The organism is Herbaspirillum seropedicae (assembly GCF_001040945.1).
GTDB classification, from domain to species: Bacteria; Pseudomonadota; Gammaproteobacteria; order Burkholderiales; family Burkholderiaceae_D; genus Herbaspirillum; species Herbaspirillum seropedicae.
On sequence record NZ_CP011930.1, the window covers coordinates 3,697,262 to 3,709,895 of the forward strand.

General features: G+C 63.4%; 14 protein-coding genes. 7 read left to right on the top strand and 7 right to left on the bottom strand.

Translation table 11 applies throughout. The annotated features are described in order from the left end of the window. Window positions 1-7: 7 nt before the first annotated feature. Window positions 8-673, bottom strand: coding sequence for a DUF1109 domain-containing protein (locus ACP92_RS16170; RefSeq protein ID WP_041311005.1), 666 nt, complete (start codon window positions 671-673; stop codon window positions 8-10). A gap of 248 nt (window positions 674-921) precedes the next feature. On the opposite strand from ACP92_RS16170, the gene ACP92_RS16175 reads away from it, so the two are divergent. From ACP92_RS16175 to ACP92_RS16200, 6 genes are all read left to right on the top strand, one after another. Next, complete coding sequence (locus tag ACP92_RS16175; RefSeq protein WP_013235183.1) at window positions 922-1,200, top strand: BufA1 family periplasmic bufferin-type metallophore; 279 nt, start codon at window positions 922-924, stop codon at window positions 1,198-1,200. A 20-nt stretch (window positions 1,201-1,220) separates the two neighbouring features. Further along, complete coding sequence (gene bufB / locus ACP92_RS16180; protein ID WP_013235184.1) at window positions 1,221-2,072, top strand: MNIO family bufferin maturase; 852 nt, start codon at window positions 1,221-1,223, stop codon at window positions 2,070-2,072. Continuing rightward, a complete protein-coding gene (locus ACP92_RS16185; protein ID WP_013235185.1) occupies window positions 2,069-2,824 on the top strand; it encodes an HvfC/BufC N-terminal domain-containing protein in 756 nt (251 codons plus the stop codon). Before bufB ends, ACP92_RS16185 begins: the two co-directional genes overlap by 4 nt. A gap of 12 nt (window positions 2,825-2,836) precedes the next feature. Beyond that, window positions 2,837-3,307, top strand: a complete 471-nt coding sequence (locus tag ACP92_RS16190) for a DoxX family protein (RefSeq protein ID WP_013235186.1) — start codon at window positions 2,837-2,839, stop codon at window positions 3,305-3,307. Between the two features lie 11 nt (window positions 3,308-3,318). Further along, complete coding sequence (locus ACP92_RS16195; protein WP_013235187.1) at window positions 3,319-4,638, top strand: tetratricopeptide repeat protein; 1,320 nt, start codon at window positions 3,319-3,321, stop codon at window positions 4,636-4,638. Between the two features lie 287 nt (window positions 4,639-4,925). Continuing rightward, window positions 4,926-5,114, top strand: coding sequence for a hypothetical protein (locus ACP92_RS16200; RefSeq protein ID WP_013235189.1), 189 nt, complete (start codon window positions 4,926-4,928; stop codon window positions 5,112-5,114). 116 nt (window positions 5,115-5,230) lie between these two features. Here ACP92_RS16200 and ACP92_RS16205 read toward each other — a convergent pair whose 3' ends face one another. From ACP92_RS16205 to ACP92_RS16225, 5 genes are all read right to left on the bottom strand, one after another. Then, window positions 5,231-7,498: a TonB-dependent receptor gene (locus ACP92_RS16205; protein ID WP_013235190.1), complete on the bottom strand. Its 2,268-nt coding sequence runs from the start codon at window positions 7,496-7,498 to the stop codon at window positions 5,231-5,233. 339 nt (window positions 7,499-7,837) lie between these two features. After that, window positions 7,838-8,200 (bottom strand): DUF3325 domain-containing protein, encoded by a 363-nt coding sequence (locus ACP92_RS16210; protein WP_013235192.1) that lies wholly within the window; start codon window positions 8,198-8,200, stop codon window positions 7,838-7,840. Further along, on the bottom strand, window positions 8,197-9,837 hold the full coding sequence (locus tag ACP92_RS16215; protein ID WP_013235193.1) for a PepSY-associated TM helix domain-containing protein: 1,641 nt from the start codon (window positions 9,835-9,837) through the stop codon (window positions 8,197-8,199). Before ACP92_RS16215 ends, ACP92_RS16210 begins: the two co-directional genes overlap by 4 nt. Continuing rightward, a complete protein-coding gene (locus tag ACP92_RS16220; protein WP_041311007.1) occupies window positions 9,834-10,139 on the bottom strand; it encodes a DUF3649 domain-containing protein in 306 nt (101 codons plus the stop codon). The genes ACP92_RS16215 and ACP92_RS16220 overlap by 4 nt, the downstream gene beginning before the upstream one ends. A gap of 64 nt (window positions 10,140-10,203) precedes the next feature. Next, complete coding sequence (locus tag ACP92_RS16225) at window positions 10,204-10,923, bottom strand: cobalt ABC transporter substrate-binding protein (protein WP_013235194.1); 720 nt, start codon at window positions 10,921-10,923, stop codon at window positions 10,204-10,206. A gap of 339 nt (window positions 10,924-11,262) precedes the next feature. Between ACP92_RS16225 and ACP92_RS16230 the strand changes: the two genes are divergently transcribed. Next, window positions 11,263-11,823 (top strand): gamma carbonic anhydrase family protein, encoded by a 561-nt coding sequence (locus ACP92_RS16230; protein WP_013235195.1) that lies wholly within the window; start codon window positions 11,263-11,265, stop codon window positions 11,821-11,823. 381 nt (window positions 11,824-12,204) lie between these two features. Here ACP92_RS16230 and ACP92_RS24645 read toward each other — a convergent pair whose 3' ends face one another. Then, the gene (locus tag ACP92_RS24645) at window positions 12,205-12,633 is read right to left on the bottom strand and encodes a hypothetical protein (RefSeq protein ID WP_156181799.1); all 429 of its coding nucleotides are present in this window, start codon (window positions 12,631-12,633) and stop codon (window positions 12,205-12,207) included. Window position 12,634 lies beyond the last annotated feature (1 nt).

Here is a 12,634-nt window from a genome sequence, read left to right on the forward strand (position 1 = left end):
CGCCAGATCACCAACGAAGCAGCCACGGGCCGCACCAGGCGCCAGCCGCCGTCGGCAGCGCCACTCCCAGTACATACCAGACGCCCCAGAACGGCGGCGCCATCTCCACGCAATAAAGTGAATAGACTAGCACGCCCTGCGCGCCCGCCACCAGCCCGGCGGCCGCCCCAGCTGCGCGCAATTGCGTGGGGGCCAGCCCGCGCAGGAACCACAGCATGGTCGCCAGGGTAGGCAGCGACAGCAAGGCCACATTGGCGGAACAGACTTCCCAGCTGCTGCCCAGCAGCAGCTCCAGGCGCTGCGAGGGCGGCGCCAGCGCCAGCCAGACGCCGCCGGCCAGCCACAGCACGCAAGGCGGCAGCAGCAGCGCCGCCGCCGGACCCAGGCCGATGCGCATGCCCGGCCTGGCCAGACGGGTCGCCGCCAATTGCCCCGCCGACAGCGCCGCCAGCGGGAACGACACCTTCATCCAGAACAGCGGCTGCTGCAGCAATGTGCGCAGATCGCTGCGCACACCGTAGAGCAAGGCCAGCAGCAAGGCCGCCCCCATCAGCCCGACGGCCAGCGCCACCGCCATCCGGGCGGCCGCATTGCGCGCCAGGCTGCGCTGCCCGGGGCCGGAAGAGTCTCCCGTCCCGGCGGCCAGCATGTTGACCAGTTCCATCGTTTTCATTCACATCCCCTGTATCGCCCGGCGGGCGGACTGCGCAATGGCGCGCTCTCCTGTGTATTCGTTTCTCAAGGGATTCTGGTTACAGCAGAGGCGAAAAATATTCTTTCGAAAATTTGCCGGCGCGCTGTAACCGGCCCGCGTCTGCCTGCGAATTAACCAACAGATCGGCCGCCTGGCTGCAGTTGCAGCACATGGGCTGGTACCGGTCAGTGTCATCTTCCCCATCATCCCTATTCAAGGAGCACAGCATGAACAAGCACCTCGTCGCCACCGCCGCCCTGACCCTCGCCAGCCTCGCCTCGGGCGTGGCCATGGCGCAAGACAAGCAATCGATGAACAAGCCCGCCGTCGAGAAGTGCTATGGCGTTTCCATGGCTGGCCAGAACGACTGCAAGGCCGGCGAAGGCACCACCTGCGCCGGCACCGCCAAGATGGATTACCAGGGCAACGCCTGGAAGAACGTGCCGGCCGGCACCTGCACCTCCATCAAGACGCCGCGCGGCATGGGTTCGCTCAAGCCGGTCTGAGTCGACGGGAGACCGTGGCCATGACAGCACACCTCCTCAGCGCCGGCCTGGGCCTGAAGCCGCAACACTTCGACGCGGCGCTGGACTGCACCGCACCGGGCCTGTGGTTCGAAGTCCATCCGGAGAACTACCTGATGGACGGCGGCCCCCGCCTGGCCTGGCTGCAAGCCATCCGGGAGCATCATCCGGTGGCCTTGCACGGGGTGTCGCTGTCATTGGCCGGGCCCGATGCGCCCGATCCGGTTCACCTGCGCCAGCTGGCGCAGCTGGCCGCCCGCATCGAACCGGTGCTGGTGTCCGAACATCTGGCCTGGTCGCGCGCAGGCGGACATTACCTGCCCGACCTGCTGCCAGTTCCGCGCACCACCGAGACACTGGCGCGGCTGGCCGCCAACATCAGCCGCACCCAGGATGGGCTCAAGCGTCGCATCGCCCTGGAAAATCCTTCCCATTACCTGCGCATGGACCAGCACAGCTGGAGCGAGCCCGAATTCCTCCACGAGCTGGTGCGCCGCACCGGCTGCGGCTTGCTGGTCGACGTCAACAATGTCCACGTCAGCGCCTGCAACCTGGGCATCGATGCCCGCCAGTATCTGGACCAGTTGCCCGTCGATGACATCCTCGAAATCCATCTCGCCGGCCACAGCGCCGACGCCAGCCTGCCCGGCTTGCTGGTCGATTCGCACGATGCCCCGATTGCCGCGCCGGTGTGGGCGCTGTACCAGCATCTGCTGGCGCGCACCGGTGCGCGTCCCACGCTGATCGAACGCGATGGCAACGTCCCCGCTTTCAAAGAACTGATGGCAGAGCGCGAGACCGCCGCGACGCTGTTGCAGGAGACTGCCGCCGCGCCCCAGGAGCAGACCGCATGAACGCGCCCGCCACCCGCTATTACGACGCCTTCCTGCAAGCGATCCTGGAAGGCCACAGCAATGACGACGCGGTCGCCGCGTTGCTGGCGCAACCGGCCTTCGCGGTCTATCGCAATACCATCTTCAAGGGCTGTGTCGATGCCCTGGTCGCCAACTATCCGACCGTGCGTCGGCTGGTAGGCAGCGCCTGGATGGAATCGGCCGCGCTGCAGTTCGCCCGTCACCACCTGCCGCGTCAAGCCAGCCTGATTGCCTATGGCGAAGGCTTTTCCGAATTTCTCTGCACAGTGGAGGCCGTGCGCGAACTGCCCTACCTGCCGGGCGTCGCCGCACTGGACCGTTGCTGGACCGAATCCCACCTCGCCGCTGACCAGCCCATGCTGGCGGTGGCGGCCCTGCACATCGCACTGGAGGCCGGCCAGGATGTGACGCTGGTCCCGCATGCCTCCAGCCGCTGGCATCACGATATGCAACATCCGGTCTACACCATCTGGAGCGCCAACCGCAGTGAAGACGGCCAGGCCGAACTGGCCCCTGAATGGCGGGGCGAAGGCGCCCTGCTCACGCGCCCACACGCCCAGGTGCAATGGCAGCCGCTGAGTCTGGGCGCATGCCGTTTTCTCGACGCCTGCCGCGACGGCTTCAGCATTGCCCGCGCCGCCGGCCAGGCGCTGGAACACGAACCGGATCTGGATATCGCGACCATGCTCGGCCAATTGATCCAGGCCGACGCCTTCACCTCGTTTTACTGAACGGAGTCCCCCATGAACCAGCCCACCTCCCTACCCGCGACCATTACGCCTTCTCCCACCCTCTGGAACCGCGCCGCCGATCTCGCCACGCGCCTCATCAGCGACAGCTTGCTGGCCCTGGTGGCGCGCGTGGCGGTGGCGGCGATCTTCTTCCTCTCTGGCCGCACCAAAGTCAGCGGTTTCCTGGACATCAAGGACAGCACCTACATCCTGTTCCAGGAAGAATACCGCCTGCCGCTGCTGCCACCCGAGCTGGCAGCGCACCTGGCCACCTATGCCGAACACTTTTTTCCGTTGTTGCTGATCCTCGGCCTGTTCACACGCGGCGCCGCGCTGGCGCTGCTGGGGATGACGGCGGTTATCGAGATCTTTGTCTATCCCGATGCCTGGCCAACCCATCTCTCCTGGGCCGGATTGCTGCTGCTGCTGGTAGCGCGTGGTGGCGGTGCGTGGTCGCTGGACCGTCGCTTCGGCCTGCGTTGAATGAGGCGCCGATGAACAAGCTCCAAGCCAGTCCCCTGGCGCAGATCATCGAAGAACAGTTCGCTGCCGCTTTCGCCCATCATGCGGCGGGCCGCCTGGAAGAGGCCGAAGAAGACTATCGTGTCACCCTCGCCATGGAAGAACACCATGCCCCGACACAGCACTATCTGGGCATGCTGCTGCACCAGCGCGGGCGACATGAAGAAGGCGTGACGCTGATGCGCCAGGCCGCCCTTGCAGCGCCGGCCGATGCCGATTGGTGCAACGATATTGGCAATGTGCTCTTCGCCTGCAGCCGCTTCGACGAGGCCGCCCAGGCCTACCAACAGGCATTGGCCCTGCGTCCCGACGATGCCCAGCTATGGACCAACCTGGGCGCCACACGGCGGGCGCAAGGGCAGCATCAGGCGGCTATCGCCGCCTGCGAACAGGCACTGGCAACAGCACCGCACTCTCTCGCAGCCCTGCATCAGCTCGCAGAAATCCATGCCCATCTGGGCGACCGCATGCAGAGCTCGCGCTACCAGTGCATGGCCTTCGTGCTGCCGCCACACGAGGGCAAGTCGCGCGAGTTGCTGGCGATCTCGTTCTACTTCCTGGGACGCGTGGCCGAAGCGGCCGAGGTGTGCCGACGATGGCTGCAGGAAGAACCCGGCCATCCTATCGCCAACCACATGCATGCCGCCTACGCCGGTCTGCCCAGCCACACCGTGCCACGCGATTACATCGTGCGGCGCTTCGATGACTATGCCGATCACTTCGACAGCAACCTGGTGACGCACCTCGACTATCGCGGACCGCAAGTGCTGAACGCGGTGCTGCAGGCCAGCTTGCCCGCCAACGCAGACATGCGCGTGCTCGACGCCGGTTGCGGCACCGGCCTGTGCGCCCCGGTACTGGCGCCTTACGCACTCTCGCTGGAAGGCGTCGATCTTTCTTCCAACATGTTGCGCCATGCCGCACAACATGGCCGCTACAGCACGCTGGCGCAAGCCGATGTGGTGGAATGGATGACGGCGCATCCGTCCCGCTACGCGCTGATCGCCGCCTGCGATGTGCTGATCTACTGCGGACAGCTGGCGTCGTTCTTCACGGCGGCTCAGCTGGCCTTGCAGGAAGGTGGCCATCTTGTCTTTACGGTTGAGCTGGCCGGCGCAGAGCGGCCCGATTCCTACTATCTGCACGCCAGCGGCCGCTTCCGCCACCAGCGCGCCTACATCGAAGACTGCCTGCACGCCGCTGGCATGCAAGTCGTGATGTTGCGTGAGGAAAGCCTGCGCGTGGAAATGCAACAGGCCGTGCCGGGACTGGTAGTCCTGGCAAGACGCTGAAAACAGCGCAAGTATCGGCCCCATTTCGGCATGCCGGCAGTCATCTGCATGCCAGAACGGCAACGCAGCAGCAGGAGATATGTCCGCAGCACAACATGACTGCAAGAAGTTTCGTTTTTTTCTCGCACTTTTCGACCAAGGTACAGTCGTACCGACATCTGGCATGGCTTAGAATAGCCACAGCTCACGACGTAATCGATTAGTACGTACCGGCCTGCGGCGCGGTGAATCCCCGCTCTTCCTTGCTTGCAGGCACCCACGGTGCGCCATCTGAAGAGGAAAACGTAATGACGCAGTCACCCAAAAACATGTCGGCGCTGATGTGTGAACTCAGCGTGGCGCTGGCGGAATTGTCCGAGAAGATGAGCAATCTCTCCGTCACCCTGGAAAATTCCTACCTGGAATCGAATGCCCCGGAATCGGCCGCCATGCTGGAAGCCGCCCGGGAAACCATCGAGAAGGCGCGCAGCAGCTGAAGCCAGACTGATCGGAAATCGTATCGCCCTGGCTAGCTCGCCTCATCCTGCAGCCGACAGCCGGCGCGCCCCCGCACGGGGATGCGCCGGCGCCTCACAACACCTCATTCCCTCGCTCAGAAGTCATACTTCAGCTCAGCCAACACCGTGCGCTGCGGGAAGGGATGAAACAGGAAGTAGGACCTATTTCCCAGGTTGTCCACGCCCAACGCAGCACTCCAGTGCCGATCGAAACGATAGCGCAGCCGCGCATCAAAGACCGTGTAGCCATCGAAGCCCTGGTAGGTGTGGGTGTTGATATCGGTATTGTCCACCGTTGCATAGACCCGTGCGCTGTAGCGTCCGGCCAGCGTATAGGTCCAGTGTTCGTCAGGCTGGTAGCTGGCCACCAGCGTCGCGCGCCACTCTGGCACGTAGGGCGTACGCTGTCCTACCGAAGAGGCGCCGGCGATGGTGGGCACATAAGCCTTGTTCTCCAGGATGCGGGCATCCACCCAGGTCACGCTGCCGTTGAGGGAAAACCCGCGCACCAACACATCATTGCGCTCGAAGGCGGCCTCGATGCCGCGCTGACGGGTGCGGTCCACGTTCTGGGTGAACGAGGCCACGCTGCTACCGATGGTGGAGGATTGCGAGATGAGGGCGTCGCTCACCCGTTCCTCGAACAGCGACACGCGCCACTTGCCCTGCCCTTCCTTCAATTGCCTTTCGATCGCCAGTTCAGTGGACCAGACCTTCTCGGGCTTGAGATTGGGATTGGCCTGCAGGAAGACACTGCCCACCGACACATTCTGGTACAGCTCGCCCACCGTCGGAAAGCGCAGTGCGCGCCCGGTCGAGAGCGTGACCAGCCAGTCCTCGGCAAGCGCCCAGGCCAGCGTCGCCTTGGGCGATAAACCGCTGTGACTGACCTCGGGCTGCGTCACGGGGAAGCCCACGCCACTGCCGTTGGTCGAATAATTGAATCCGCCAAACGCACGCCACCATTCGTAACGCGCGCCCAGCGTGGCTTTCCAGCCAGGGGAGAAACGCCAGGCATCCTGCGCCCACAACGCCGAGGTGGTGGTCTTGCCGCGTGAATCGGCATTGAGCGCGCCAGCGCTGCCGCTGCTCCAGTTGCTGGTGTTCCAGGTGGGAGTGGCCAGGGTATAGCGGTCGTAATGCGCACCGACACTGATGACCTGGGCGCTCCCCTGCGGCCGCCAGATGCCCTTGGCGTCGAGCGTACTCCAGCCGGTGCCGCTGGCGTCAGCGATGCTGCCCGCCCCGGCCAGCCCAGCCGGCAAGGTAGTGGTCGAGGTGCGTGTGAGGTCGCGCGAGGAGGAGATCGCCGATGCCGCCACTTGCCAGTCCCAGACGCCATCGGTATGACTGCGCACTTCCAGCCCCTGCATCCACTGCTGCTGTTCCACCGTATTGCTGTTGAAGCCGCTGGTATAGACCGGTGCGCCCACCGCATTGCGCAGGAAGGTGTGCGGAGTGGCGTTGGCCTGGTTCTGCCAGAAGCCCAGCGTATAGGTGGCCGTGAGCGTGGGTGTGAAGTCATAGGACAGCTTCAGGCGCGCCGTGTCCTGCACCGTGTGGGTCAGGTTGCCCGCACCCAGCACCTGGATATTGCGGCCCAGCCGGTCCTGCGTGGCGACCGCCCCTGTGCTGCCGGCAGGCGCAGTGGCGGCGGTGACGTAGGTCACCGGCGGGGAATAGCTGTCCAGGTGATTGACCGAGAAGCGCCAGGCCAGCGCCCCGCTGCGATTGCCCAGGCCGACGTTGACCTCCTGGGCGCGATAGGTACCGGAGACGCCATACTGGCTGAAATCCTGCTGCGCATACTGGGTCTTGATGCTGGCCTCGAAACGCTCGGGCATGCGGGTGGTGATCTCGGTGACTGCTCCGTAGGAATTGCCCGGATACTCGGCCGCAAAGGGCCCATACATGACATCAATGCGGGCGATTTCCTCCGGCGCCACCATGAACCAGCGCGGCGAGCCGTTGCCATTGTTGTTGTTCACCAGCGCCGAGAGCAGGATGCCGTCGGCATACACCAGGCTGCGCGCGCTGGCGTTGACGCCGGTGGTGCGGGTGGCCAGCGGCGACTGCGTATCGCCGATGTAGCGCTTGCGCACCGACAGGCTGGGCAGGTACTTGAGCGCATCGGCGCTATCGGTGACGTTGATGGTATCGGCGGCGGTATCGGCCGTGACGCTGGCGCTGGTCTGCGGCAATTGCGTGCGCTGCGGCGCTGCGACCGTACCGCGCACCTCGATGGTGGGCAAGGCAGCCGCATCACTGGCCTCGACAGCGCTCTGCTGGGCCAGCGCAGCGCCGCTCCAGGCCGACAGGACAGACAGTATCAGCCGGCGCCTGCGCAGGGGGAATGGGTTCATGGCGAAGGAAACCTGATCTTGTCGGGCAATGCGCGCAATCGCACCCGCGACTGCCGTAGGCGTCGCACTCCCCGTTTTTTGTCCGCGCAATCTAGCATGCAGGCGCATCACTGCGAATGCGGAAGCCATGCCGCCATCTGGCAGGCAAACGCCTACCCGGAGAAAATCTCCTTGCGCCACAAGGATTTAGCACCGACAAGCAGGATAAAAAAAGGGCTGCGACATATTGCCGCAGCCCGGAAATACAACAGAGAGGAGTAGTGATTGGACTCCAATTCGCCGCCCCGCCCCTTAATCCAAATCAAACCTGACGCGCACCGATGCAAGTCGCACCGCCCTTCACAAGGAACGCTCCAGCCACCACAACAGCAACAGCAGCGGCAGCGCGCAAAGAATGCGCCGCGCCAGCCAGGGCGTGCGCGCCGGCCAGTAACTGAGCGACAGCACCTGCAGGATGCCGGCCAGCGTCAGCACGCCAATGCCTCCCACCACGCCAATGCTCCAGCCCTGCATGCCAATGGCCACCGCCAGGCTGGCCAGCAGCGCCAGCGCACCCAGCCAGCGCAAGCGCTGCCGCAGCGCCGGTGCAGGCTCGGCGCCGCGACCATGCACATCGGCGTAGTGACGGTCCATTGCCAGCGCCAGCGCGCTCCAGGCGCAATAGGCCAGGCCCAGCGCCAACAGGAAACCCGAGAGCGTCATGCCGCCTCCTTGATCAAGGCGCCCTGCCTGCCCGGCTGCACCGCCGCGGCGGCGCGCTGCCTGCGCTGACGGCGCGCCAGGATGCGCTCGGCCAGCCACAGCGACGCCCCCAGCGCCAGCATAGTGAGATCGAAACCAGCCACGGGCCAGGGACCGCGTCCCAGCAACAGCGTCACGCCGAGATGGGAATGCGTAGTGAAGATGTTGAGCACCACAATGCCCGCAAACAGCAGCGCCCCCGCCCCCAGTTGCACCCGCCACATCGCCAGGCCCGGGCGCAGCTGCGCCAGCACCGCCGCCACCGCCCAGGCGATGAAGAAGACATTGATCTCCGCCTGGGGCCGCTGCGTCATCTCCAGCGGCAGCAAGCGGTTGGCCCAGAAGTAGCTGGCAAAGGCGATCGGCAGGCCGGCAATGGCGCCGATATTGAGTGCATCCACCAGGCGCAGGCCCCAGCCGGGACGCGCCCCCTGGGCGATGGCCTTGGCCTCTTTCTGGCGCGTCTTCACCGCCCACAGCAGGGCCCCGCTGGCCACCATCAGGTAGCCCGACAGACCGCACAGGAAGAACAGCCAGCGCAGCCAGGGATCCGCAAAATGCCCCAGGTGCAAGCCATAGAGCACCGCACGAGTCACGCCCGTATTGCTGGGCTGTTCCCCCACGCTGGCCTTCTGCACGCCGCTCACGCCATCGAAGACCAGCGCCGGTTGCAGATAGGACAAGGTGGCCGCCTTCTGGCGCGTGAGCACCACGGTAGCCTTGGCGTCCCCCGGGTGATTGATCGTCACCAGCGCCAGCGGCGCGCCCTGCCAGTGCTGCTGCGCCTGCGTGACCAGCGGCCCGATGGCCGTGAGCGGCGCGGCCTGTCCGGCAGCCTTGCCGCGCCCCGCGACATTGGGAAAGACCTCCTCGAAGAAGGCGCTCTCGCCACCCTTGCCAGGGTAGGCCGTCTGCACGCCCCAGGGCATGATCATGAACATCAGCGTGACCAGCCCGGTGTAGGTGATCATCAGATGGAACGGCAGCGCCAGCACCGCCGCAGCGTTATGGGCATCGAGCCAGGAACGTTGGCCCTTGTTGGCGCGGAAGGTGAAGAAATCCTTGAAGATACGCTTATGGGTGATCACCCCGCTGACAATGGCCACCAGCATGAAGAGCGCACCGATGCTCACGATCCAGCGCGCCCACTGCACCGGCATGTAGTGCAGGTCGAAGTGCAGGCGATAGAGGAACTCACCGCCCCGCGTTTCGCGCACGGCCGCCATCTTCTGGCCGGTCGTGACATCGACCAGCTCGCTGGTAAAACGGCTGCGCGCGCTGCCCGCCGGGCCATCCTTGGGCGGCGGCGCGATCCAGCCCACCCGCATGGCCACGCTGCGCGCCGACGGCAGGCTGATGAACCAGCGTTCGGCCTGCGGCGCCTGCTGCTGCAAGTGCGCGATGGCGCGTTCCACCGCCAGCGGCTGCGGCACCGGCTGACGCTGAGTGGCGTGCAGCTCGGGCATCATCCAGAAACTGATCTCGTCCTTGAAGTAGCTGGCCGAGCCGCCGGCAAACACCAGCAGCAACAGCCAGCAGACCAGCAGGCCGCTCCAGGTATGCAGCCACGCCATGGACTGCCGCAATCCCTCCTTCATGCCGCCACTCTCCCCATCCAGGCCGCCAGCGCCAGCACCAGGGCCGGCGCCGCCAGCCCGGCCCAGGCGCGCCAGGCGCTGCGGGCCGCGAAGACCCAGATCACCGCGCAGGTAAAGATGGCGAAGGACAGCATGGTCGCCGTCATCACCGCATCGGCCCGGCTCATGGGCAGATAGCGCGCCGCCACCACAGTACACAGGGCCGTGAGCAGATAGCCGCCGGCAACGGCGGCCACCACGCGGGAGAGCACGGCCAGGCGGTAGGCCAGGGTCGGGCTGCAGACAGGTTTCAGGCTGAACATAGGATCAATGCTGGATCAATGCGGGATCAAGGTGACATCAAGGCTGGATCAATGGCCGGACCGCTTACTTGTTGGGCTTGGCCGCCGGCGCTGCCGGCAGCGCCTTCATGCCCTTGGCCTGGACCAGCGAGAGCGTGGTCACGAAACTGGCCGTGTCATAGGGCTTGCCGTCACGCTCGCCGGCCGTCTTGTCGGTGTGGTGGACCTCCGCCACATAGACGCCCTGCCAGGGCAGATCGAACTGCACCAGGCCCTGTTCGTCGGAATGGGCTTCCTTCATCCAGCCCGACGGCGTCACCAGGCCGACCTTGGCCTTGGGCAACGCCGCGTTCTTGTAGGTCACCTTGAACTGGCCCGGCTTGCCAGTGGGCAGCAGGTCCAGCGTCAGGCGCGGCTCCTGGGCCGCCGCCGAGGTCACCAGACGCGCCGCCGGGGTCCAGGCGGTGCGGGTGGGCGTGGCCGCGTGCTTGTTCTCGAAGACCGGATAGTGCGCATCCTCCGCCACGAGGGATTCGCCCTGCCCCGCCTTGGCTGACAAGCTGAAGGCATCGGACTGCTTGCTCAACGCCAGCGTACGGTCGCCCTGGGCGCTGATGAGCACGGCGCTGGGCGAGACGAACTTGTCCAGCAGGCCGGGCGAGACTTCGCGCAGGTTGTCACCGAACTCGCCGAAATACAGTTTCGCCTCCTTGCCATCCTGCTGCAGCCAGATCTGGTGCGCCGATGCCGGCAGCGCCAGCAGGAGGGAGGTGAACAAGCCGGAGACAATCGCCAGACGCTTCATAGACGGATTCCTTTCGAATGAGGGGAACAAGTGGTTTGGTTGTGCAGGAGCGTGGATGCAAGGCGGCACGTCATGAAGCAAGCCCATGGCGGCCTGCCCCGACGCTTGGCGCGGCCATGCTGCGATCCCATCGGGATCGATATTATTTGAGAATGATTATCAATTATATTGTGGATTATAGGTATCGACAAGCATTCACGGACCTCAAGGGCCACTGTTCCGGGCGGGTGCAAACAGGGTATGATCGCTACCCGTTTGAACGCGCCCGCCGCGCTGGGCGCATTTCCGCCCAGCGGCCCGGCCCGCGCCCCACTGCACTACCAGGAGAGATTGTCCCCCATGCTTCGCCGCAACCCATCCGGCCACCGGCCCCAAGTCCACGAATCCGCCTATGTCGACCACACCGCCATCCTGTGCGGCAAGGTGATCGTCCACGAGAACGTCTTCATCGGTCCCTATGCGGTGATCCGCGCCGACGAAGTCGATGAGCATGGCGAGATGGAACCCATCATCATCGGCGCCCATTCCAACATCCAGGATGGCGTGGTGATCCACTCCAAGTCAGGCGCCGCCGTGACCATCGGCGAGCGCACCTCCATCGCCCACCGCGCCATCGTGCACGGCCCCTGCACCGTGGGCGACGATGCCTTCATCGGTTTCAACAGCGTGCTGTTCAATTGCAGCATCGGCGCCGGCTGCGTGGTGCGCCACAATGCCGTGGTGGATGGTTGCGACCTGCCGCCGGGGTTCTATGTCCCCTCTACCGAACGTATCGGGGCCAAGACTGATCTGTCGACCATTCCGCGGGTGACGGTGGCGGCGTCAGAGTTTTCTGAAGATGTGGCGCGGACTAATAATGAGTTGGTGTTGGGGTATAAGAAATTGCAGAATGAGTTTTGAGGTTGTGGGGGTGGTTTAGGAATGGAAGATCCGGCTTCTGGAGAAAGGAAGGCCGGATTTTTTATTGGTTGCGGAGCGGGAATATCTACGGAGATTCTCTGATCTATAGAGGCTGGAAAACCTGGATCAAGTCGGTGTTTAGAGTGAGCAGGTTTGGCTGGGTCATTACATCTGGGTCTGAATTTTGCGGAAATTCTCAGATCTTCAGACGGATGGAAATCTTGAGCAAGTCAGTTTTTAGAGTGAGCAGCTTTTGACCTGCGCCGGTAATTTGCCGCCAGTCAGGCAGTGAGTCGGTTGTCAAATTACCGACGCAGGTCAAATCACTTACCCGATGCATTTCTGCTCCTGTTTTTTAGACTTTCTCAATCGGCGAACTATTTATTTAAAGTCATCCAACCAATCTCCCATCGGATCTCTCGAATACTTAAAATTATAGTCCCCAAATTTTCTTACAAAATCAGCAACAATAGCATCACTCACGTCAATTTCATGAAATTCATTTCTACCCCTATCAGTTTGAACATAGATTCTCTCAATTTCAATTTCATTATTTTTATTCTTCTTACCAATGACTTTTGCTTTATAAAATAGAGCCGATCTGCCACCGCCCAGCATTGGAACTACGTTAAGTATTGGATAAATTACATTTGGATCAGAAATCTTAACTTTTACAGGAAAGTCAAAGTTTTCCGGATAATGTTCCCCAAGAAGAAACAATCCATTTTCTTGATCAACAAGCCATCCTGTTATTTCAATGATGGCATCTGTTGAAATAAAATTAGAGCCAAGCAATTCTTTCACATCCATT

Coding starts and splice junctions, on each gene's coding strand:
- ACP92_RS16225 (WP_013235194.1), bottom strand. CDS start 10,923: ATGAAGCGTCTGGCGATTGTCTCCGGCTTGTTCACCTCCCTCCTGCTG.
- bufB (WP_013235184.1), top strand. CDS start 1,221: ATGACAGCACACCTCCTCAGCGCCGGCCTGGGCCTGAAGCCGCAACAC.
- ACP92_RS24645 (WP_156181799.1), bottom strand. CDS start 12,633: ATGGATGTGAAAGAATTGCTTGGCTCTAATTTTATTTCAACAGATGCC.
- ACP92_RS16185 (WP_013235185.1), top strand. CDS start 2,069: ATGAACGCGCCCGCCACCCGCTATTACGACGCCTTCCTGCAAGCGATC.
- ACP92_RS16200 (WP_013235189.1), top strand. CDS start 4,926: ATGACGCAGTCACCCAAAAACATGTCGGCGCTGATGTGTGAACTCAGC.
- ACP92_RS16170 (WP_041311005.1), bottom strand. CDS start 673: ATGAAAACGATGGAACTGGTCAACATGCTGGCCGCCGGGACGGGAGAC.
- ACP92_RS16220 (WP_041311007.1), bottom strand. CDS start 10,139: ATGTTCAGCCTGAAACCTGTCTGCAGCCCGACCCTGGCCTACCGCCTG.
- ACP92_RS16230 (WP_013235195.1), top strand. CDS start 11,263: ATGCTTCGCCGCAACCCATCCGGCCACCGGCCCCAAGTCCACGAATCC.
- ACP92_RS16205 (WP_013235190.1), bottom strand. CDS start 7,498: ATGAACCCATTCCCCCTGCGCAGGCGCCGGCTGATACTGTCTGTCCTG.
- ACP92_RS16215 (WP_013235193.1), bottom strand. CDS start 9,837: ATGAAGGAGGGATTGCGGCAGTCCATGGCGTGGCTGCATACCTGGAGC.
- ACP92_RS16210 (WP_013235192.1), bottom strand. CDS start 8,200: ATGACGCTCTCGGGTTTCCTGTTGGCGCTGGGCCTGGCCTATTGCGCC.
- ACP92_RS16190 (WP_013235186.1), top strand. CDS start 2,837: ATGAACCAGCCCACCTCCCTACCCGCGACCATTACGCCTTCTCCCACC.
- ACP92_RS16175 (WP_013235183.1), top strand. CDS start 922: ATGAACAAGCACCTCGTCGCCACCGCCGCCCTGACCCTCGCCAGCCTC.
- ACP92_RS16195 (WP_013235187.1), top strand. CDS start 3,319: ATGAACAAGCTCCAAGCCAGTCCCCTGGCGCAGATCATCGAAGAACAG.